Origin of the sequence: Bradyrhizobium sp. CCGUVB1N3, from assembly GCF_024199925.1 — a bacterium.
Taxonomy (GTDB): Bacteria; Pseudomonadota; Alphaproteobacteria; order Rhizobiales; family Xanthobacteraceae; genus Bradyrhizobium.
The window spans coordinates 7,635,790-7,656,778 of the sequence record NZ_JANADR010000001.1; the positions used below are offsets into that span (position 1 = coordinate 7,635,790).

Here is a 20,989-nt window from a genome sequence, read left to right on the forward strand (position 1 = left end):
GCGCTGTCATCCAGATGGCGTAACTTCCAGCGATAGGCGGTCGAGCGGGCTCTGCGTCGCCCGGATCGTATGGGTGGCAACCTGCGTGTAGCGCGCCGTCGACGACAAATTGTTGTGCCCGAGAAGAACCTGGATGATCCGGATGTCGGTTCCCTTCTCGAGAAGATGCGTCGCGAAGCTGTGGCGCAGCGTGTGCAGCGTGACGCGCTTGGTCAGGCCCGCAGCCTTCACCGCCGACCGACAGGCGGCGTGCAACACGATCTGATCGATCGGATGATCTTCGTCACGACCAGGGAATAGATAAAGCCGCGGCCGGGCGAGCCGCCAGTACGTGCGCAGGATGCCCAGCAGCTGGGGCGACAGCATCACGTTGCGATCCTTCGCCCCCTTGCCGTGGCGCACCTGGATGACGCCGCGGGCGCTGTCGATGTCTTCGATCCGCAGTCCCGCAACCTCCGAGGCCCTGAGTCCGGCCGCATAGGCCGTGGTGAGCGCGGCGCGGCTCTTCAGGCTGGACACGGCCTCGAGGAACTGAACCACTTCGTCGGCGCTGAGCACGACCGGCAGCTTGCGCGGTTCTCGCGCATAGGGAATGCGCTCCGGGATCAGCGCCTCGCCGAGCGTGACGCCGTAGAAAAACCGTAGCGCACAGACGATCTGGTTCAGCGCCGGCCATGAGATGCCGGTCGAGACCAGATGCACCTGGAAGGCGCGGACGTCTTCCAGCTCTAACCGGTCAGGCGATCGGCCAAAATAGCGGCTGAACTTCGAAACCGCGCTGATGTAGGATCGTTGCGTCGCCGGCGACAGATTGCGGACGGTCATGTCTTCGATCATGCGGCGGCGAAGAGGGCTCAAATCGGCCATCTCGATACTCCTGGCTAAGGGGGTGGGCTCCAACACCCACATCCTCTCAGCCAGGAGGCGATCTACGCCACCTTGCCTCTCACGCCGCGGTAGCGGCTTCGTTGTGTGCCGGGCATGTTCAGTAGCTCGGAGGTGAAAGTCCTCCACCAACCTGATGGAGGTGAAGGGTAGTGATGCGCAAGGGCTGTCGCCGCGAGGCGGAGTCTGAAGGAAGCGCGAAACAAAGGCGCGAGCCGATGAACAAAAACCGGATACGAGGCGCAAGCGTCGGACGAGCGGGCAACGAATCGCGAAGTCCATATCCATCAACGACGCGAAGCGTAGATCCGGCGGTTGTGCGCCGAAGGCGACTGAGCTTACCCCGGGAGATCTGCCGCGTGTCGCCTCTGGCGACTGAGGTGGCCGAAAGACCATCTGACCGCGAGGCAGAAGTCAGCAGAGGGCATATCAGGTCAAGCAGTCGGCAAGGCTATTGAGGCACTCCAAGGCCGAAAGGCGGAGCAACGGATAGGCTGAGCCGGAAACGATGGCCGAAGGCCCGAACGATTGAGAGTGGCAAATAGGATTGGCAACTCATGAGTGGAAAGCGGCAGAAGACCCAGTACGAGCTGGCCTTGGCAACCGAGGACAGGGGTGAAACCCGTGGCCGCGGATGCGAAGGGACCGAACCACTCGTGGCGAAGCCAAACCCCGAAAGCCCGGCTTTTGCGAAACCATTGATGGAGGAGGTGTGCGCCCGAGGAAATCTCGAAATAGCGTGGAAACGTGTGCAAGGAAACAAGGGCGGCCCCGGCGTTGATGGGATGACCATCGAAGACGCCAAAGGCTACCTGCGTCAGCACTGGCCAAACATTCGATCCCAGCTGCTCGAGGGGACCTACCAGCCGCAACCGGTCAAGAGGGTCGAAATACCCAAGCCGGACGGCGGGGTCAGAAAGCTCGGCGTGCCATGCGTCGTCGACAGACTGATCCAGCAAGCCTTGCTGCAAGTTCTCCAAGAGCGATGGGACCCGACGTTCTCTGAGTACAGTTACGGCTTCCGACCGGAACGCTCCGCTCATCAAGCGGTGGCCCAGGCGCAGCATTACATCGCCGAGGGCTACAACATCGTGGTTGATCTCGATCTCGAAAAGTTTTTCGACCGTGTCAATCATGACAGCGTGATGGGGCGCGTCGCCAAACGGGTGACCGACAAACGCGTGCTCAAACTCATCCGGGCCTTTCTCAAGGCCGGGGTGATGGAGGATGGTTTGGTCCGACCGGTGGAGGAAGGGACCCCGCAAGGGGGCCCGCTCTCGCCCCTCTTAAGCAACCTCGTGCTCGACGACCTCGACAAGGAGATGGCCCGACGCGGTCTCCGTTTCTGCCGTTACGCCGATGACTGCAACATCTATGTTCGCAGCTACCGCGCCGGTGAACGGGTCATGACTTCAGTGAGCCGGTTCCTGACCCACAAGCTGCGGCTGAGGGTCAACGAGGCGAAAAGCGCGGTGGCACGCCCGGAGGAGCGCAAGTTCCTGGGATTCAGCGTCTCGAACGACGGAGGCGAGAGGCGCATCGCGCCAAAGGCCCTCGATGTGTTCAAGGCGCGGATTCGGGACATGACCCGCCGGACGCGCGGGGTCAGTCTGTCGCGGTTGGTCGAAGATCTAAAGCCATACCTCATCGGCTGGCGCGGATACTTCGGCTTCTGCCAGACCCCCGTGGTGCTCACGAACCTGGAAGCATGGATCCGCCGAAGATTACGCATGTATCTTTGGCGGCAGTGGCGGAACGGGCACAATCGCTTTAAGGAACTGCGCCGTCGTGGCGTCTCAAAGATCCAAGCAGCGACTACCGCCAGTTCAGCATCGACGGGGCCCTGGCGCATGTCAGGACATCCGGTGATCCAGAAAGCCCTGCGCAACCACGCGTTCGATCAACTCGGGCTTCCCCGACTCTACGTGCCCGCCGAAGCATAACTCGGTCGAACCGCCATGGTACGGACCCGTATGCCTGGTGGTGTGGGAGGGGCGGTGTCGTGAGGCACCCCCCTATCCCGATCAATCCAAAAACGCAAGAAAACCAACACCTACCCACGGCTTTCTTGCACAATCGAATACTTGCTCACGTCAAATCACAGCGACAGATCAATCGCTTCCGAATTCTTCACGACCGACGCCATAGAGTGAACGGCGACGGTTGCGCCGCGTGCTGCGCAGCTGATGAATATTTGTAGAGGCTCCAAACGAGCGCACATTGCAGTGAGCATCATCTCATCAGCGGACGACGAGGGCGTAACGCCAACTCGGCAGCTCGGACTTCGAGACGACATCGACCCTCATCGAGAGCCGACGCAGCTTCTGCTTGCATCCTATTTGTCAGCGACAATCATTTGTTTGATTTCGGTCAACCCGAATGTCGTTTTGCTTACGTGACGGGGGCCAACGTTGCCGTGTACGGCACGCTACAAATGGTGAAATTCGTCTGCTGCCGGTCCTCGTTCGGCAACACGCCCATGCAGTGCATGCCCCGCATGAGCTCCAGATGCGCACGTCGGTCGCGGTGCAGCCAGCCCGGGACGTACATCATTAGATCCGGCGCGGTCGGCGGCGCGGAAGGCATGTATGGAGTCCCAAAAATCGATGCCACGGCGCCTTGCAGCGTGGTACCGACGTCCCTTGCCGGGAGTTTCGCGGGCGCGTGCACATCTCTTTAGCGGCGCCATCGATTCTTATAAGAACCCGCATTCGCATCGCAATGTTGCACTGGATGATCCGGAAGAAGTCGCCGAAATCGTCATGCTCGCAAATAATTTGCTCCGTATTATCGATGCGCGCGCCATCGTAGTTGGTCGATCCCGTGGCCGCTGAGCGACCCCGCTCGGCGCATCCGATACACGGACCGGTGCCGCGCGGCAATTTGGGTGGAAGCGCGTATCGCGTGACATGTTGCATGGACGCAAGTGGATGAATGCGTGGCGGCGCTGCATGCCAACCTATGCGACCAGCCGCGAGCCGCTCAAACCTCCACTATCGTGGAAGTCGATGATCGTGCCGGCAAAGCGTGCGAAATTCGCTTGATGTCGCACTCGCCATCCCCCTTCAACACGGCATCGTGCCCGCGCCTGAGCTGACCAGACACATCGAGAGCACGCTGCAGCTTCCGGCAGAACTCATGGATTTGCCATCGTCATTGGTGGCTCGCTTTCAGACGCGTCAGCTTCTCGAAAGCTAACCTCCCTAACATGAGAGCCTGGGTCTCTAGACGGCGCTGTCGCCTATTGACCGTAACGGAAATGAACGTCGGGCCTGGCGCGCAGGACATCGTGGCGACATTTTTGGTGAGCCGCCAGGCCGTGGCCAGGTCCCGATCAACATTTCCATCAGGTCTTGCGTGTTGTTCGTCGTGAACACGGCGGCGCCACAAGGTGAACTTGTGACGGTCATCAATGTCACATCCGGGGATGCACTATGTCGTTCAGCAACCTTTCGCCAGCCAGCAGCGGAAATCAGCCTCAGCCGGCGTTTACCCCCGGGGCCACGTTGGCTCTGGGACCTTCTGCGCAGACGCCGGGCCTGACCCAGCAAAGCGCAATTTCGAACTTTGGATTGCAAGGCAGTTGAGTGAGCGCCTTACGAAATGAACAGTCACTCAAAGGTCGACGTAACCCAAAAGTTCGGCATCCTTCTGACCGATAGGTTGGACTCGGGCTTCCTCAAACGACCTCCACCCTCACATCCGAGGATAATGCTATGCAGCTCAACACCTCTTTGTCATCCGCCAGTGCGGTTCCAGCTCTGTTCGTGCTTGGTCCGGAAACCACGGCCGTGGGTCCTTCCGTGCAGCCGCCCGGTGAGCAAGGCGACCCCTTCGAGGCCATGTTGTCCAGTTGCGCGCGGGAAGCCAAATCCGAGCTGCCGTCCCCGCCACCGGAGCTGCTGAACCCAAAGCTACCTGTGCCGGAGGATCCCTTGGATCTGCTGCCGGCGAATGTGAAGGCGGCGGTTAAGGCCGCGGAGGAGGGCGCTCCCGCGCCGGAAATGTCGAACGTCACGTGGATTGACGGCACGCTGACCAATGCCGAGTTGCAGATCGTGGCAGTGCTGAACCGCCACAAGGATCAGTTGCCCCTCTGGTGGGGACACATCACGCCCACCGACTTCGATCCATCAGTGCCGCCGGATCTGAAAGCCGCAATCCAAGGATTGCACCAGGACCGCAAGCTCTTCGCTGCGCTCGGAGGGACATCCGACTGGAGGTCCTATAGAGTTGCCGATCGTTTGTCCAGCTTCTGCAGCAATCATCCGCAAGTTGCCGCATTCCAGGAGCAGCAGGCGCACAGCTACGAGCAGAACTACATCCCCTCCGATGGTACCGGAAATGGCCAACCGTCAGTCATGACCGTGAACGACGCAATGCGCGAGCTTTACCGGTATTCCGACTACCTGCCCAAGAATCTGAGCCTGGCTGATTTCCAACAGATCGTCGACGGCAACGCCCAAACTGGCAAGACCCCGCCGCAGGTGATCGCGGCGGCTCAATACTTCCTCGACCACCCGGATGCCTGGAAGCAGCTGTACGGTGGTGCGATTGATCAGGTCCACAAAGAGGATTTCCTTCAAGTCGCTTCATCGTCGATGGGCCTCACGCAAACCGAGCTGAACACGCTCGACACGATCAACAAGAATCAGGGCGCCTTCTTTGGAGGCGGCGTGCTGACCCGGGACAAGCTGGCGAGCATGGCCGAGGACAAGAGTCTTGATCCGAAGGTACGGCAAGCGGCCTCGCAGCTGCTCTCGGATCCGCTATTGTTCGCACTGCTGAACAATTCGATTACGGGCTACAAGACCCATCACAAGTTCTTCGACTTCGGTGGCGGACATAGGGTCGATTCCGGTAACATCAGCAACAACGACTTCACGAACTTCTACAGCAACATGTCGGCTGCGAACCGCACCGTTCAGCAGACGAAAACCCATGTTCCCAAAACCGAGGCCGAGCAGTCCGCGGTCGCGGACATGATGATGGGCGTGGCCGACCAGCCCGATATCAAGTCTGTGAAGAAGAATGGCGGGGCGCTCAAGCACGCACTCGACGACGCGAAGCCCATACTCGACGGCGTGCTCAATGTCGAAGCGAAGGCGACTGACTGGGCCGCCACAGCGGTTGGCGCGCTTGGCTTCATTCCGGGCCTGGGCCAATTGGCCGATCTTGCATCAATGGCCCTCGAATTCGAGTCAGCAACGACGACTCTTCTCCACACCGCCATTAGCGGGGGCAATATGGACCATGCGCTGGAAGAGTTCGGCCTCAGTGTTGCGGCGCAGGCAATTGGCTGTATCTCCGGGCCCGAGGTCAAACTCGCGATGCGCGAGGGGCTAGCGAAAGAACTCATTGAAAGGGCCGCGAATGCCGGGGTCGACTTGGCGGTTTCGCAGGCGCAATCCCATGCGGAGGACTATTTGAATAACCTGAAGGAGCGCCTCGAGGCCAGTCCCATGCAAGCCGCATAGGCTCCGAGTCAGGTTGGCACGACGGCATCGTCGCAGAAGGTGGCCTGACGGGCGCACCTAGGCGGTCTCAACGTGGAATTCTGGCATCTTGTATTCGGGCGATCCCAACTTCAGTCCGATGTACCTCATGTCGTGTTTTCGAGCAGAAGGGTGCCAACACTGTTGCCTTCCGATAGAGCGAATGCCTCTTTCGCAGCCTCCGGGTTGTCGTGAGTGCAAAACCACAGCATGGATCCAGGCCTCTTGTGATGGGGCTCGTCGCATGGCCGCACTTCTGGCGCATCGGCCACCTAGTGCTAAGGAGGGCCAGGGAGTTCTTCTGCGGCAGCTAAGGCTGGGCGGTGTGAGCAATGCACGAGCTTGGAGCGTGCGCTCGACGACTGTCCTCAAGTTCTGGCTGCCGACCTCGGCGATCGGCTTTCTGAAGCTGGCGTCGTTGCGGTCAGTGCACCCGAGTTTAGCTCTCGGCGGCTATGAAGATTAACCGATTAACCTCACCTAGGGAGAGTGGTGTGGAACCGAGCTATAACGATCGGAATCATTGGATGCGTTGGTACGCTGAGCAGCATGAGCTGCAGCGTGCGCGGCAAGAGTCGGACAATTTGTCTGTGGATCAAGCTGGCTTTGAGCAGCAGTTGAGCAAGCTGCAACTCCGCGCATGTGAGGAGAGCTCCGCTGAGCTGAGTTCACCCGACACTCGAGCCGCGGAGGGGCATGGAAGTATCCAGCGTACTGTCGACGGTGGTTCGATACGGACGCCGTCCCGATCCAACTTGCAGGACAACGGATTCAGCAGGACGCGCCACAGCGTAGACCTGCCGCGAGCTCACCTTCGTGGTTCGGCTGTGGAGGGATCGCGCTCTGATCTGCGTGAGAGGCTATTCAACAGCACGCGCTATACGGCACCGTCGGAACCGGAGGTTGTCGCGCGGACGAGGGATAAGAGGAGTGGAGGGCTGTGGTCGCGTGTTAAGTCGGGGCTCGGCAAGGCCTTCGGGGGGAGCCGTCGCGAAAAGTTCTCCGGCGGCTCGGGCCCCGACGCGATGTCTTCAGAGCTTCGGATGGATTTCGTCAAGCGTGGTCGCTCCGCCGGCGAGGACATGCATCCGGAAGACGAGCGCTGCATTGGGCAGTTCGCGGAAGCAGTCCGAGGGTACGAAATTCTACCTGACGGTAGCCTCGGCAGAGGGGACGGAAGGGTTCCCGAGCCCACCCTCACGGACAATCAGGGCGTTCTTACCGCGTTTGCTCGTTGGCTTCGAGCACAGAACAGGGATCCGATGGCTTCTCGGCTGTTTAACGATCCAGAGTCATTAGCCGCTGATATCGAGGATTACAGGGCAAGCGGGGGCGACCATCGTGAGCGTCTCAAGTCGGCACTGTCTCATCTGCGGAGACTCTCGCCTGATGGGCAGGAACTCCACGCCGTCGGCCCCGGGCCCCGCCTGATGGGACGCTTCAAAAATCATCCTTATCCCGACGACACCCGCATTATCGATGCCGTTGTCAATGAAGCTCTGAGCAACGCTGGACCCGACCCGACTCCAGAGCAAAAAAGCCGCGTCTCAACGATGGCCACCAAGCAACGTAGGTTTAGTGATTGGCTCCAAAGGGAGGCTAGGGGCAGCATAGTGAGCCGAATCAGCGGAACTGAACAGCAGCAACTGTCGTTGAGAGCAGATCAAACAGACTTCTACAAAGCCACAAGACAGACCGTCAGTCTCGATCAGATTCGGAAGTACCGAGGCCTGGGCCCCGGGGTCCAAAAACTGAATCCGTATGCGGACGACGCCCGCATCATCGATGCCGTGGTCAAGGAAGAGCTGAGCAAACTCGAATCCGACTTGCCCGCCCAGAGAAGACGTGCCGTGGATACTGCCAGCGGGCGACGCAGGTTCAGTGATTGGCTCAAAGCGGGAGATAGGGGGAGCATAGTGAGCCGTCTCATTGGCAGCGATCAGCAGCGACAGTCGTTGAAACTAGACGTGAAGGACTTTGCCAAGACCGAGGGAAAACCCGTCCTGCGTCTGGATCAGCTTCGGCAGTACCTAGGCGCCGAGTCCGCATCGAAATCGGCCCCTTTTGATCCTTATCCAGACGACGCTCGCCTTATCGAGGGCCTGGCTCACCAAGAGCTAACCAAGCTCGGAATGGATTCGACTAGACAGAGAGATAACGCCCTGAAAATTGCCAGCAAGCAACGCAAATTTAGTGATTGGCTCCGCCAAGGCGGTCGGGAAAGCATAGTAAGCCGAGTCAACGGCAGCGATGTGCAGAAATGGTCGTTGAAAGTAGACTACCGGGACTTCGTCGAAGCAGTCGGACAATGCTCAGTGAGCCTCGATAGGCTTGGGCAGTACCTACAAGTCGTCGAGGCGAACGCGGCGCTCGGGTTGTCTCCTGAGCAGACAGGTGGGGAGCCGCCGCCTGCCGGGACGAGTTCAATCTGGTCGCCACGATTGCGATCCGACTTTGAGGCCAGTGAGTGGCCAACGCGGGAAGGTTCGTCAGGACAGGCCGGTCGGCAGGAAAGTGCCGGGTCGAGCTCAGCCTGGTCACCGCGAGTGCCGTCCGACTTTGATGCGAGTATGTGGCCAAGTCCGGAAGGTCCATCAGCCCGGTCATCAGAAATATACGGCGGTCTTGACTCTCTGGTTGATTTGCCGTCCACAGCGCACGAGACGCCGGACGATGCGTATTATCCGCCGGAGCCGAACCGCGCCGCCAGATCGCCGTTCATGATGGGGCCATCACGCGCATCTGAGTTGCTAGAAGATATCGGTTATCTCGTCGGCGAGGATTGGCAGCACGGATCTCAGCCGGTGTCAGACCTCCTGATCGATGTACTCGATAACAAAATGCTCATGCCTAGTTCGCACAGCGTTCCAAAGTCGGTCTCTATCAACGGTGAGACCTACTCGATCGAGTTGGGACAAGGGCGCCGCGATGCTTACTTCGTCCATCATCCTCGCCAATCCTCGGCTTCGGATGCCCACATACGCGCTTCGGTAGGCTCGCTCGTGCTCGGTCCCAGGCAATGGCTGCGCGACCAGCATATCCTGATGGATTACAGGCTGCTGGAGCAGGAGTTGCAGAGAGACAATCCGAATCTCGCTGCTCGCACGCGGCTCGTGGATCCCCTGATAGCCTTTCAGCTGGGCCACGCCGTCGACAGCGACGCGCTAGCCGCATTCCATCGCATTGTCGTTGATCGTAACGGTAATGATTCTGCTGACTTCCTGTTCTTGCCGGTGAACGATGCCAGCGCTACGGACCTTAATCGCCGGGGCACCCATTGGTCGCTGCTGCTGGTTGACCGTCGCGATCGCGAAGGCCCGGTTGCCTATCACTACGACTCCTCCGGGGGGCACAATGATCAACCTGCCGCATGGCTGGCAGCACGGCTGGGTGCCAACCTGCAAGACGCCAGCATGCGTCAGCAGAGGAACGATTATGATTGCGGCGTCTTCGTAGTGGATGGCACGCGGACGCTGGTTGGGCGATTGGCGGGAACACGGCAAGCAGACCTGCGGAACCTCGACAATCTCGTCGTCGATCGGCAAGCGCTGCTAACCCGTATATCTCACGAAGTTTAAGCGCATCGGGGCAGCGAATCAGGGAAAGTTGTTTTGCGAAAACACTTCCACTTGATTCTAGGTCGTGTTGACGGTTCTAATCCAGAGCATCGCTGCGGCGATGCTTAGCATCGATAGGTAAGCTCTGGCAGTCTTTTCGTAGCGGGTAGAGACGCGACGGAACTGTTTGATGCGATTGACACAGCGCTCGACGAGGTTGCGATGCCTGTAGGCCTCAGATCATATTTGATCTGGCTCATCGGCGCGATCCTGCTCGAGCAGAACGATGAGTGGGCTGTCCAGCGCGCCCGCTACATGAGGCTGGAAACCATCACGCCGTTGAGCGATGATCCGACCGTCAGCCTACAGGCAATCGCCAGCTGACCAGCTCGGCTCACGCCGGCGAACGCGGTGACCCGCCGCCAGCTACACCACGCCGTGGGACACGATCCCATGCGCACGACAAATTGGGTGCCGACTAACGTCGCCGCTAACTTTCTACTGGTGGCTGGAACAAACCGAAATTACCAACGGGACAAAGCTTCGCTGGCGAACGCAGGCGTTCGGGGCGGATAAAATGCACCAACCAGATCGACCCACGTGGTCTTACACAGCCCGACGCAGCAACCTACTGCGGCTGCTCCGAGGCCGCGTTCGACGCATGGGTCAGGAAGGGTATAATCATCCCCGTGGGGGCGCACTCTCCGCCGTGCAGCCCATCACTTGCCTGACCGCTTGCACCGCATCCGCGGCGAGCGCGGCCGCGTCGAAGTGAACATAAAGGCTGCGCCGCAAAGCGACGTAAGCAGCCTCCGTTTTAAGAATGCTTGCCCGTACTTCGAGGAGGCCGGCTTTCTTTTGAATGACTGCTCCCAGGCGCGATTAGCTGAGCTGACGCGATGTCACGGACAGTTAGCGAGCAGAAGAAGATTGTTGGGTTGAATGTCGTCCGCCGCTGTCTTGATGTACCTGTGTCCCTCGTGCGTGGCCCACACGACATCAACCCTGCGGCCGTTTTCTTCGACATAGAACTTCCATTCGTCGCTCTCGATATCTTTGATAGCCTGATCGATGGATCGCTTCCACTGCGTCCCGTTGGGGTTTACTCCCCCAACATGTGTGATTCTTTCGTGAGGGTTCTTTCGTAAGCGGCGTGTCGCCCTTTCAATTACCCACAATTTTGGGTCCGATCGTGGCGCCCAGCTCGATGTCGGTTAACCGCGATAGCCCGCGCCAGATCACGGTATTTCCTGGAGGCGGATCGCTTGCACGCGCTAAGTACCCTCCAAGCTGCGCGATCTTGACGACATAACGCGAGAGCGTGCTTCGTCGAGAGCGATCGCCACCTCTGTCTTTCACCAAGTGATCAAGAAGCCTGATTTCGGGATCTGTCAGCGCCGTCTGCGGTAGGGTATTCGGCGAGGAACGATTGAGCATCGTCATCCAGAAGACACGCCAACTCACAATGCAAAATACCGCGATCAGATTGACCAGACGCTCAGCGGTTCGCAATTTCGACTCCTCCGCCTTGCAGCCCGATTTGAGGATCTTATGGAAGACTTCGATCTTCCACCTCAACGCGTACCATCCGAGCTTCTCAATAGCGTCCTTGCGCGATTGGACCGGGAGATCAGTGAGGAGCTTCCACTCGATCTTCTTTCGCCGCTTCGGCGTTCCCCGCTCTTGAGCATGGATCACGGTTAGAGTGAGTGCGGGATATTTCTTCTGCTTGCCGATCGGCGGCAGAATTCGAAGCTTGCGGAAACGAATTTCGAGAAGCGCTTCATCCGGATCGCCTTTGTCGTCCTTGACCTCGATCCGATGTAGGCCTTTGACCGTAACCTCGTCCATTTCGTCGGCGATTGTATGATTGCCGTCTCCGGCAAGCCGATCAACACAGGTTCGCACCAGGAAATGCGTTCCAACCTCCTCGGCGAGGCAAAACAGCTCATAGATGTCGCTCTCGCGATCACCGATATGAACACATCGTCCAGGGGCCGCGAGAAGGTCGGTCGATTGCCGTAAATTCTCCAGCCAGCGGATGCTCTCCTTCTGCTCGATCGGAACACGTGTCGGATTGATCTTTCGCTTCAGCGCCGTCGTCCCCTTGAACTTCTTGCGTGTCCAGAACTTGATTGCCGTCAGTCCGAGCGGTAGCCCCTCGGTCGTCACGGCGAGGCTCGAATGCATCAAGGATGCCGCACTGTGTACGCACCGCTGTAGGACCTCCTCTGGTGTTCCAAGGCCGGTCAAGCCCCTAAAGCCAATCAGTTCCGGCCTGTCGCGCTTGAAGCTGAATTCCGTCGTGTCATGGAGCACAAGGATCGGCCCCTCCGTCGTCGTCACGCGACCGCGCGTCGCCTCGAAATGACCGCAAAGAATATCCGCCTCGTTGACCCGCTCGTTGGACAAGAAGCGATAGGCGGCCTTGGTGTTGGCCCAATCCTGACAAACCAGCGGGATGCTCTGACCCATGTCGCTCCCGATTTGTGCGAGCAGTTTGCCGAACCGGCGGCCAAGCCGCTCATCCTTAAACTCGCATCCCGCAACTTCCCGATCAACCCACGTCTCGATACCGGTCCTCGATCGCGGAGCACGCGCCTTCGCGCGCTCCTTCATTACCAAGCCCATCGAGCACCCCGCGCTTCCGAATCAAGTGCTCAACAAGGAATCACAACAGATTCTGCCGATTCAAGATTTTGTCCCGGGAGCGTCGTCTAAATCGGCCGTCAACTGTGGGTAATTGAAAGTAGAAAGGAGCGCTTACAAATCAATCGCATGGCCCGCGGCGAGCTGTCCCAGTTTTTCGGCAAGAAGGTCATCCTCGATCGCAAGGGCGGCTCGATCCCTTCGCGGGAGGATTTCTGGATAGGTGCTCCCCTAATCTCGGCGCTCACGCATTTGGACCGCTTGGCCTGATTATCTGATCGAGCGCCTGACGATGTCTGCTTCCAGTTCCGCACCCCAGGCAGGCTCACTGTTTAGAAAAGGATAGATTATCGTAATTTAGCTACGATCCACGATTCGAATCTAAACTTGCCGATTTTTGGAATTGTTCCTAATATCGTAGTATGGCTACGACTCAAAGAGATAAGCTAAACCGGCTCTATTCCCATCTCGCACCGGGGACGCCGCTGATCTCCGAGGACCTCGCCGCACTTGGGATATCGGCGGATCTGGCCGTCCATTATGTCCGGGCGGGCTGGTTGGAACGGCTGGCGCGTGGGGTCTATTGTCGCCCCAACGATCCGCCCGCATTGCATCCGAGCCTGGCGTTGCTGCAGCGAAGCTTTGAAGGCCTGCATGTCGGCGGCAAGTCTGCGCTTGACTGGCATGGCATCCGCCATTACGTGGCCCAGCAACCCGTCCTTCATCTCTATGGCTGGAAGGCGGGGCGTCTCCCCGAGTGGTTCACCCAGCGCTTTCCAGCCGAGTATCACCGCAAGCGGCTGTTCGAGGAGCGCCCCGACGCGCTCCTGCAGGTCCGGCCCTTCGAGAACCGCAAAGGCGCACCATTCGTCTCGGCACCGGAGCGCGCACTACTGGAGGTTCTGAGCGAAGTTGGTGTTCGTCAGCCGCTGCAAGAAGCGCGCGAACTGGTTGAGAGCAGCTACAGCTTGCGCGCCGACGTGCTCGGCGACCTGCTCAAGAGATGCGCCAGCGTCAAGACCGTGCGCCTCTGCCTGCAGCTCGGACACGAGCTTTCCCTGCCGTGGATGGGTAAGCTCGATCCATCCCAGTTGCCTAAGGGCAGCGATCGGCGATGGGTGTCGCGCTCGGCTGACGGGCTTCTGGTGCTCAAGCCGTGAATCAGACCTATCTCGACAGCGCCCGATTGCTGACGCGAGTCGCGCCGCTGGTGCTCGTCGATGACACCTTCGCGCTCAAGGGCGGCACAGCGATCAACCTCTTCGTTCGCGACATGCCGCGGCTCTCGGTCGATCTCGACCTGGTCTTTCCCGATCACACGCTGCCGCGCGACGAGGCGCTCAAGCGCATCAACGAAGCCATTCGCCAATCCGTTGCACGCCTGAACAAGCGCGGCTTTCGAACCCACGCGCCCGCTTCGACAGATGTAGGCGAGATCAAGCTGCTGGTGCGACAGGGGGCCATCGAGGTCAAGATTGAGGCCAATTTCGTTATGCGCGGCACCGTCAACGCGGTGCGCGTGGCGTCGCTGACGCAGAATGCACGTGACACGCTGCAGGCGGATCTCGAAATCCCGGTCGTTTCGCTCGAGGACGTGTATGGCGGCAAGCTCGTCGCTGCGATGGACCGCCAGCATCCCCGCGATCTGTTCGACGTCATGCAGCTCTTCGCCCACGAGGGGATCACGGCCGCCATCCGCCGTGCCTTCGTCGTTTACCTCGCGAGCCATAACCGGCCTGTGCATGAGGTGCTGTTTCCGTCCATGCGCGACATCCGCCAGGAGTTTGAGCACAATTTCATCGGCATGACCGCCGAGCCCGTCGAGCTCGGCGCGCTCCTGGCCGCGCGCGAGCGAATGGCGCACGAACTCCAGCAGGAGCTGACGGCGGATGAGCGCCGGTTCCTGTTGTCATTGGTCGCTGCTGAGCCAGAATGGAACCTGCTGGGCATCCCGCATCTGGAGCAACTCCCGGGCGTCCGGTGGAAGCTGCAAAACCTCGAGCGATTGCGGAAGGCCAATACCCAAAAATTCGCCGAGCAGTCAGACGTGCTCGCGCGACTATTGGAATAAGTTTTGGACTTGACCAATAGCTTGGTCGGTCAAATTGACCGAGACCTAAGGGGAGAACATGGGCAGACCTCGCGATATCACCAAGAAGGGCCGGATTGCAGCGAATTCACTGGTGCATCGACTTAGAACCCGTTGATCATTTACCGGATCGGATTTTTCCGTTCGGGGGATTCCCACGGTGACTCGCAGCTTATATAGAATCGCACGGTGATTGACGATGCGGCGATCAAATTGCGCTATGCAGCGCTCGACCCGGTGCTGGATGAGCGCGGGCGACGTCGGTTTGCGGCCGCTGAGGCGTTGGCCGCTGGGCGTGGCGGGGTCACGGCGGTCGCGCGGATCACGGGCATAGCGCGCAGTACGATCGACCGCGGACTAGCGGAGTTGCGCGGCGAGGCAGAGCCCGACGCGGCGCCCGATCGGGTGCGCCGGAAGGGTGGCGGACGCAGGCCTCTGGTCGTCACGGATCCAACGCTGCTCACCGATCTCAAAGACTTGGTAGAACCGACGACGCGCGGCGATCCGACGGCGCCGCTGCTGTGGACCGCCAAGAGCCTGCGCAACCTGGCCGCCGGGCTTCGTGAGCTTGGCCATCGTATTGGTCACAATGTGGTGGCCGATCTTTTGCGCGATCTGGGGTACAGCCTTCAAGCCAACCGCAAGACCCGCGAGGGGACGAACCATCCCGACCGCAATGCCCAGTTTGGGTACATCAATAGAAAGGTGAAGCAAGCGCTGGCCGCGCGGGAGCCGGCGATCTCGGTCGATACCAAGAAGGAGCTGGTCGGCGATTTCAAGAATGGCGGCCGCGAGTACCGTCCGAAGGGTCAGCCCGAGCCGGTGCGTGTGCACGACTTCATCATCCCGGAGCTTGGTCGGGCGGCGCCCTACGGCGTCTATGACATTGCCGACAATGCCGGCTGGGTGAGTGTCGGCATCGACAAAGACACGGCAGGCTTCGCGGTCAACTCCATTCGCCGCTGGTGGCAGACGATGGGGCGCGCGCGCTATCCGCACGCGACAAAACTTCTGATCACCGCCGATTGCGGCGGCAGCAACGGTGCCCGCGTCCGCCTTTGGAAGCGCGAGCTGCAAAACCTGGCCAATGAACTCGGCATTGCCGTCACGGTCTGCCATCTGCCGCCCGGCACCAGCAAATGGAACAAGATCGAGCATCGCCTGTTCTCGTTCATCACACAGAATTGGCGCGGCAAGCCACTCGTCAGCCACCAAACCATCGTCCAACTGATCGCCGCCACGACCACCGATACAGGCCTAAAGGTGCAATCCGAGATCGACCCCAACACCTATCCGGCAGGCATCAAAGTCACTGATGACGAAATGGACGCCATCAACATCCTCCGCCATAAATTCCACGGCGACTGGAACTACACCACAAGGCCGCAAACCTCAGTTCGCAGCGATAGTTCCTGAACAAGCCCTAAGCGGGTTCTCACTCCCTTTCTTCGGCGTGCAATGGACGCCTCCCGCTGACGAGCGTGAGATTGTCAGAGGGCTCCTCACCGCTATGGAGGATCGGCGCGTCCTGTTTGTTCCCTATCACCTGGAGGTTGTCTCCCAGGTCACGTCCTCTGTGCTCGAGATGCGAAAAATCTTGACGAAGGTTCTGCAGGCTCTGCCCGAGACGTCGCGTGCGGCAGGTTCCACTCGCGCGATGCGCACAGCGTGTCGCCGCTTCCTTGAGGAGCCCACGCCCGATTTTCGCAACCTGACGCGATGGCTCGGCGCGAGGCATGCAGACGATGAAGAGGGGAGTCCGTCCTTCTTCGTCGCATTAGGTGAGCTGCGGGCGACGTTCGGAACGCACATCGCGGCCCTCGCACACCAGTATGGCCTCGATGTCGAGCCAGATCTCGCGTCGGTCCTCCCATCGACGGACGAATCGTAAGGAAGGCCAGACTGGTATCGAGGACGAGCGCGTCTTGAGCGTCACTCTGTCAGCTCCCGCGATCTTTCGAGTTGAAAAGAAGGTGTCGATTGCGCCGGTCAGGGCGGTTCGCATCCGGTCCTGTACTTCGGTCGACCGGCCGGCCGACTTTCCGATTGTACGGGCTCTGACATGGGACGGCGGGCGCGACCGTAAGAGGATCTCGACACCGAGTTCGCAGACCCGCCGGTGGAGTTGCGCTGGCGCGAATGGATGGGTCAGGTCGAGGCCGTGATCTTCGACTCGCCCGAGCCAGTGACGCGAGCGATCCCGACGCGCGTCGTCGCTCGCGACTGCAGATCTCGATCTGATCATCGACACAAGTGGCTTGGAGCAGTCGACGAATCGGACCTCCGTCTGAGCGGCGCTACGCTTTCGAGAAACGGCGCGGCGCGGAGATGTTGAAGCGACCCGATCCGGAGAGGACAGCAGCTGGATATAGACGGCCCCGGGACAACATCCGTGGCGCCGTCACTGTTTCTAACGTCGCGCTTGAAATGAACGTGCGTGAGTCTTTCTGTAGGAGAAAATTGTCTCGCGACGCCAGTTCCGCGAAAGAAATAACTACCGGTGCTTTTTGAGTCGTCGTTTCGCGAACGTCTGTATGGGCGAGAGTTTTAAAGCGCGCCGCAACAAACAAACCGTTTGTCGCGAATCTAGAAAATGAGTTTTCAGACGCGATGAAAAAGAGTTGATCCTGGACTCGCAAGCTCGTTTCCTCTCTGAGAGTCTTGAGCGTCAATCAATGGTGATTGAGAGGAGGGGAACGCCGATGATTGGCAGTACTCTCGTCGATGAAGCGGGAGGTATCAGACCGGCGCTCTCTCTATCAACCAACTGGCCGCCCGGGCCCGCGGCCTGAAGCGACCGCGCGGACTTGATCTGATCGTCGTCGATTACATTCAGCTTATGCACAGCACGACCTCTCGTGCCTCGCAAAACAGGGTGCAGGAGGTAAGCGAGATTACGACCGGTCTCAAAGCGCTCGCGAAAGAGTTGAACGTGCCGGATATTGCGTTGTCGCAGTTGTCCCGCAACGTCGACAACAGAGATGAACGGCGGCCGCAATTGTCAGATCTGCGCGAGTCTGGATCGATCGAACAGGATGCGGACGTGGTGCTCTTCTTGTATCGCGAGGAATACTACCTAAAGGGCAGAGAGCCGGTGCCCGGCACCGATGCTCGTTTCAAATGGGAAGCGGAGATCGATACGGCGCGGGGCAAAGCCGAAATCATTATCGGCAAGCAGCGCCACGGTCCGACCGGTACGGTCAACGCATCGTTTCAAGCTGAGGTCACACGATTTGCAGATCTCTCCATCGGAGAAATGACGGTTCGGTCCCGCAATCGCAAGTCTTCGCCATGGTCCTTGATCGCTACCGCGCGAACGTGTGGCTTAGGATTGAGGGGCAGCCTCAGACCCCAATCTGGTAGGAGGAGAATCAAGAGTCTATTGCTCTGATCAGACTCCGGACCCCACGCCGTTTTCGCAGGTTGAGCTCGAGATCGCTGATGCGGAAGCGCGGATAACGCGCGATAGTCAGTATGACTACCCACGAGGGCGATACTTCCCCTCGCGGAAAACAAACAAATCCTCCGGAATTGTCAGGCATTGATGTATTCATTGACATCAAGGTCTTGTTGATGTAAAATATTCCATCAATGGTCAAAGCACGTAAGATCACGCGAACCCGGGTTGTCGTCGGCCCCGGCTTTGCCGAGCTGGTTGTGTGAAGTTCCCGAGCCCGTTTCGGGCAGTCCGCACAGCTACAAATACCGGCTCGCCTATGTAGTGAATGGCGTCTGCCGCGTGCGGTACGACAATGAGCGAGGCAAGGGCGATCATCGCCACCTGGATGGCAAGGAAAGCACTTATACGTTTCGTGGGCTGGAGCGGCTGCTGGCGGATTTTTGGCGCGACGTGAATAAACGGAGATAGAGCATGCGGACGGTTATCTTGGGCGTCGAGACACAAAGCGACCTGACGCGCCGCATCCTGGCGACTGCGCACGGGCAGCGTAAGGCTGGGGACGATCGAATTTCATTCGAGAGCGTCAGCGACCTTTGGCGGGTGCTGGCGCCCAAGCGTATGGAGATCGTGCGCGTTATGACCGGAGCCGGCCCGTTGACGATCCGAGAAGTTGCGCGTCGGGTCGACCGTGACTTTAAGGGGGTTCACTCCGACGTGACGCTGCTACTGGGCGCAGGGATTTTGGAGCGAACGGAAAGTGGGGGCGTGGAATTTCCCTATGACCGCGTGCATGTCGAGTTCGACATGATGGCGGCGTGACGTCGCTGCCTATCGCTACTGTCACCAGCACACATGTGAGATGTATAGGAGGGCACTGCGAGGAACTGATGACGTCGTTCAGGTACCGCGCCAAGCGTAAGCCGGCGAAGCCAAGTTGTTGTGTTAAGAGTGGTGTGGCCCGATCATAGTAAGCTTGGTCCAGCGTATCACCATCGACCCAGATATTACCGGCGATCGCTTCATTGTGCGCATCCTCCGCCCACATGACCGGATTGCCTTCGTGTCAATCTTCGCGACATCGCTGGTCAGCCAGCCTGCCTCAAGATCATCGACGAAAGTCGGCCAATTGTACTCCATCGCGCGTATCAGCGTCGTGTCCCACATCTTGTGAAGATTGTCGGGAGGCGTCGAGCAGTGGTCCGCCGTGCAGGTCTTGCCCTTGAGCTGGATCACCTTAATGGCAATCCCGTTGCCGCCGCTGCTTTCCCAGATCGCGTGAAACGGCTGATGAATGTCGCCGACGAAGTGAACGGCGAACTTGAGGGCTCGAAGCTGTTGATCGCCGGCGGTGCAACGCAGTTCATTCTTTAAGCGCCCAGCGCATCCCGCGCCTCCTTCGGCAACTCCCGCCACTCTGGAACCCCAACGGCGCTGTGCGTGATGCCACCCGCGAACAGGTCCATCTGATGCATGCCGAACAGCCGGTTGCGCCGAACCGGGTTCGCCGGTATCGCCGTCCTGCTTGCCATGAGCCTCTCCCGCTTCTGGTCGTGAGAGACTCCGCATGCACCGGAAGGCGGTTCATTCAATGATGATGCCGGGCTCTTGACCACTGAATCGCGTTGAGCGCTTCCAGGCTGACAAGGGGCTCTGCCGTTAGGCTGCAACCCCGAACACATGCCGCGCGGTCGAACATCCAGGATGGGATCTCCAGAAAACGCTGCGTCTCCGATCCATCCAGCGTGCAGCGGAAAACAACGCCGTCCGCCTTGTCGATCACGGCATGGTCGAAAACGTACGCATTCGGCCAGCACCCCGGGCGGACGCGCCGGCCTGCCGTGGCGCTCAGGCGGCAGCCGCTTTGGACTGTCGGGTCGCCTTCCAATTCCACTGGAGCTGGTCGGCGACTCTGTTGACAGAGTAATCTGGAAGTCTGGCCAGCACGTCAGCGAGCCAGGCTTGCGGATCGACGTCGTTCATCTTGCAGGTTTATGCGGCCCGCCGAACTATGCCGAACGGGTCCGGTATGGCACGTCGGGCGCCGCTTCTCGAAGCGCAGCCTCCATGCCTTGAACTGTTTCTCGTACGACATCCTCAATCTGAATTTCCCCAACCCCTAAGAACACGGCCGGGGCGCGGCTAGCTGGTCCAATCGGCGGTGACGGCGGTAGTCCGTGCCGCAAAAGCACCCAGTCCATTGCCAAGCGAGCGGTTCGTCCGTTGCCATCCTCAAAGGGATGCAGACTGGCCAGCCGCTGATGGACCTGAGCCGCGAACTCCACCACAGCCATCGGATCACTGGATGTCAAGTCACGCTCGTTGCCTGCGGCCCAATCGGCGAAAGCGGCCATTTCTTTGGAAAGTGTTTGAGGTGGCGGATATCTCTTGGCAGTCCAAGTATCCTCGTCTGCAGCCTGCACAAGCACCTTTCGCAGAGCGCCGATGTGCGTAGCCTCATCCGCATTTCCCAGCAATATACGATTTAGTTCAAAAATGCCTTCTTTCGTGAATGGGGAATTCTTCTTCGCCCACTCCTGCACTTTGGCTGCAGCATGCTGCCATGAAGAAGCGATTTCATGATTCTCCGCCAATGTTGTGGAGGCGGAACACCGCAGCTTGTTAATGCGGAAGCACGCATCGGCGGATAACTCACTTCCGACTTGACTCCATCTGCGTTTTATTTCCTCACATGTTCTAGACAAAGACAAGCGCTCCGGATGCTCTAACGCCGGAGGCCGGAATATCCGGGACATGAGTGCCAGCTGTGTCCCTGTAACGTAGACCGCCAAATTTCTAAGGTTCATGTCGGGAAGATTGCTCAATTCACTATTTGATGCCAAATCTAACGTCGAAAGATTTTGAAGATTTCCCAGTGTGCTGGGTAGCAGTCGCAGTTTGCAGCCTGCCAAGCTAA

General features: G+C 59.2%; 18 protein-coding genes and 5 pseudogenes. 14 read left to right on the top strand and 9 right to left on the bottom strand.

Annotated elements, in window-relative coordinates:
• Window positions 1–6: 6 nt before the first annotated feature.
• On the bottom strand, window positions 7–867 hold the full coding sequence (locus NLM33_RS36290; protein WP_254103264.1) for a tyrosine-type recombinase/integrase: 861 nt from the start codon (window positions 865–867) through the stop codon (window positions 7–9).
• A 575-nt stretch (window positions 868–1,442) separates the two neighbouring features.
• On the opposite strand from NLM33_RS36290, the gene ltrA reads away from it, so the two are divergent.
• The 4 genes from ltrA to NLM33_RS36310 all read left to right on the top strand — a co-directional run bounded on the left by ltrA (window position 1,443) and on the right by NLM33_RS36310 (window position 9,958).
• Complete coding sequence (ltrA, locus tag NLM33_RS36295) at window positions 1,443–2,828, top strand: group II intron reverse transcriptase/maturase (protein ID WP_254103265.1); 1,386 nt, start codon at window positions 1,443–1,445, stop codon at window positions 2,826–2,828.
• Between the two features lie 645 nt (window positions 2,829–3,473).
• Window positions 3,474–3,719: a TIGR02391 family protein gene (locus NLM33_RS36300; RefSeq protein ID WP_254103266.1), complete on the top strand. Its 246-nt coding sequence runs from the start codon at window positions 3,474–3,476 to the stop codon at window positions 3,717–3,719.
• Between the two features lie 882 nt (window positions 3,720–4,601).
• Window positions 4,602–6,362 (top strand): HrpF/NolX family T3SS translocon protein, encoded by a 1,761-nt coding sequence (locus NLM33_RS36305; RefSeq protein WP_305880499.1) that lies wholly within the window; start codon window positions 4,602–4,604, stop codon window positions 6,360–6,362.
• 1,061 nt (window positions 6,363–7,423) lie between these two features.
• The gene (locus NLM33_RS36310) at window positions 7,424–9,958 is read left to right on the top strand and encodes a Ulp1 family isopeptidase (RefSeq protein ID WP_254103267.1); all 2,535 of its coding nucleotides are present in this window, start codon (window positions 7,424–7,426) and stop codon (window positions 9,956–9,958) included.
• 57 nt (window positions 9,959–10,015) lie between these two features.
• Here NLM33_RS36310 and NLM33_RS36315 read toward each other — a convergent pair.
• A pseudogene (locus tag NLM33_RS36315) lies at window positions 10,016–10,168 on the bottom strand (IS5/IS1182 family transposase); the annotation flags it as partial.
• A gap of 24 nt (window positions 10,169–10,192) precedes the next feature.
• Between NLM33_RS36315 and NLM33_RS36320 the strand changes: the two are divergent.
• Window positions 10,193–10,321: pseudogene (locus NLM33_RS36320) on the top strand (IS256 family transposase); the annotation flags it as partial.
• Window positions 10,322–10,839: 518 nt separating this feature from the next.
• On the opposite strand, the gene NLM33_RS36325 reads toward NLM33_RS36320, so the two are convergent.
• Window positions 10,840–11,115, bottom strand: coding sequence for a DUF3892 domain-containing protein (locus tag NLM33_RS36325; protein WP_254103268.1), 276 nt, complete (start codon window positions 11,113–11,115; stop codon window positions 10,840–10,842).
• Window positions 11,102–12,556 carry an IS4 family transposase gene (locus NLM33_RS36330; RefSeq protein ID WP_371930156.1) on the bottom strand — a complete coding sequence of 485 codons (1,455 nt, stop codon included), beginning with the start codon at window positions 12,554–12,556 and terminating at the stop codon, window positions 11,102–11,104. Before NLM33_RS36330 ends, NLM33_RS36325 begins: the two co-directional genes overlap by 14 nt.
• A 159-nt stretch (window positions 12,557–12,715) precedes the next feature.
• Here NLM33_RS36330 and NLM33_RS36335 point away from each other — a divergent pair, with 159 nt between their 5' ends.
• From NLM33_RS36335 to NLM33_RS36370, 9 genes and pseudogenes are all read left to right on the top strand, one after another.
• Window positions 12,716–12,856: a hypothetical protein gene (locus NLM33_RS36335; RefSeq protein WP_254103270.1), complete on the top strand. Its 141-nt coding sequence runs from the start codon at window positions 12,716–12,718 to the stop codon at window positions 12,854–12,856.
• A 152-nt stretch (window positions 12,857–13,008) separates the two neighbouring features.
• Window positions 13,009–13,746, top strand: a complete 738-nt coding sequence (locus tag NLM33_RS36340; protein WP_254103271.1) for a type IV toxin-antitoxin system AbiEi family antitoxin domain-containing protein — start codon at window positions 13,009–13,011, stop codon at window positions 13,744–13,746.
• Complete coding sequence (locus tag NLM33_RS36345) at window positions 13,743–14,657, top strand: nucleotidyl transferase AbiEii/AbiGii toxin family protein (protein WP_254103272.1); 915 nt, start codon at window positions 13,743–13,745, stop codon at window positions 14,655–14,657. The genes NLM33_RS36340 and NLM33_RS36345 overlap by 4 nt, the downstream gene beginning before the upstream one ends.
• Window positions 14,658–14,864: 207 nt before the next feature.
• Window positions 14,865–16,091: an ISAzo13 family transposase gene (locus tag NLM33_RS36350; protein WP_254103273.1), complete on the top strand. Its 1,227-nt coding sequence runs from the start codon at window positions 14,865–14,867 to the stop codon at window positions 16,089–16,091.
• Window positions 15,991–16,566 (top strand): DUF6650 family protein, encoded by a 576-nt coding sequence (locus NLM33_RS49840; RefSeq protein WP_371930029.1) that lies wholly within the window; start codon window positions 15,991–15,993, stop codon window positions 16,564–16,566. The genes NLM33_RS36350 and NLM33_RS49840 overlap by 101 nt, the downstream gene beginning before the upstream one ends.
• Before the next feature lie 228 nt (window positions 16,567–16,794).
• Window positions 16,795–16,924: pseudogene (locus NLM33_RS36355) on the top strand (segregation and condensation protein B); the annotation flags it as partial.
• Window positions 16,925–17,415: 491 nt separating this feature from the next.
• Window positions 17,416–17,922: pseudogene (locus NLM33_RS36360) on the top strand (DnaB-like helicase C-terminal domain-containing protein); the annotation flags it as partial.
• A gap of 378 nt (window positions 17,923–18,300) precedes the next feature.
• Entirely contained in the window at window positions 18,301–18,543 is a 243-nt protein-coding gene (locus NLM33_RS36365; RefSeq protein ID WP_254103274.1) for a DUF6516 family protein, read from the top strand.
• Window positions 18,544–18,546: 3 nt separating this feature from the next.
• On the top strand, window positions 18,547–18,894 hold the full coding sequence (locus NLM33_RS36370; protein WP_057844126.1) for a transcriptional regulator: 348 nt from the start codon (window positions 18,547–18,549) through the stop codon (window positions 18,892–18,894).
• 123 nt (window positions 18,895–19,017) lie between these two features.
• On the opposite strand, the gene NLM33_RS49845 is transcribed toward NLM33_RS36370, so the two are convergent.
• The 5 genes and pseudogenes from NLM33_RS49845 to NLM33_RS36395 all read right to left on the bottom strand — a co-directional run bounded on the left by NLM33_RS49845 (window position 19,018) and on the right by NLM33_RS36395 (window position 20,984).
• Window positions 19,018–19,488 carry a S1/P1 nuclease gene (locus NLM33_RS49845; protein ID WP_371930030.1) on the bottom strand — a complete coding sequence of 157 codons (471 nt, stop codon included), beginning with the start codon at window positions 19,486–19,488 and terminating at the stop codon, window positions 19,018–19,020.
• Entirely contained in the window at window positions 19,443–19,604 is a 162-nt protein-coding gene (locus NLM33_RS36380) for a hypothetical protein (protein ID WP_254103276.1), read from the bottom strand. The genes NLM33_RS49845 and NLM33_RS36380 overlap by 46 nt, the downstream gene beginning before the upstream one ends.
• Window positions 19,605–19,660: 56 nt before the next feature.
• The gene (locus NLM33_RS36385; RefSeq protein ID WP_254103277.1) at window positions 19,661–19,855 is read right to left on the bottom strand and encodes a hypothetical protein; all 195 of its coding nucleotides are present in this window, start codon (window positions 19,853–19,855) and stop codon (window positions 19,661–19,663) included.
• Between the two features lie 65 nt (window positions 19,856–19,920).
• Window positions 19,921–20,064: pseudogene (locus tag NLM33_RS36390) on the bottom strand (transposase domain-containing protein); the annotation flags it as partial.
• 17 nt (window positions 20,065–20,081) lie between these two features.
• Window positions 20,082–20,984 carry a Fic family protein gene (locus tag NLM33_RS36395; RefSeq protein ID WP_254103278.1) on the bottom strand — a complete coding sequence of 301 codons (903 nt, stop codon included), beginning with the start codon at window positions 20,982–20,984 and terminating at the stop codon, window positions 20,082–20,084.
• Window positions 20,985–20,989 lie beyond the last annotated feature (5 nt).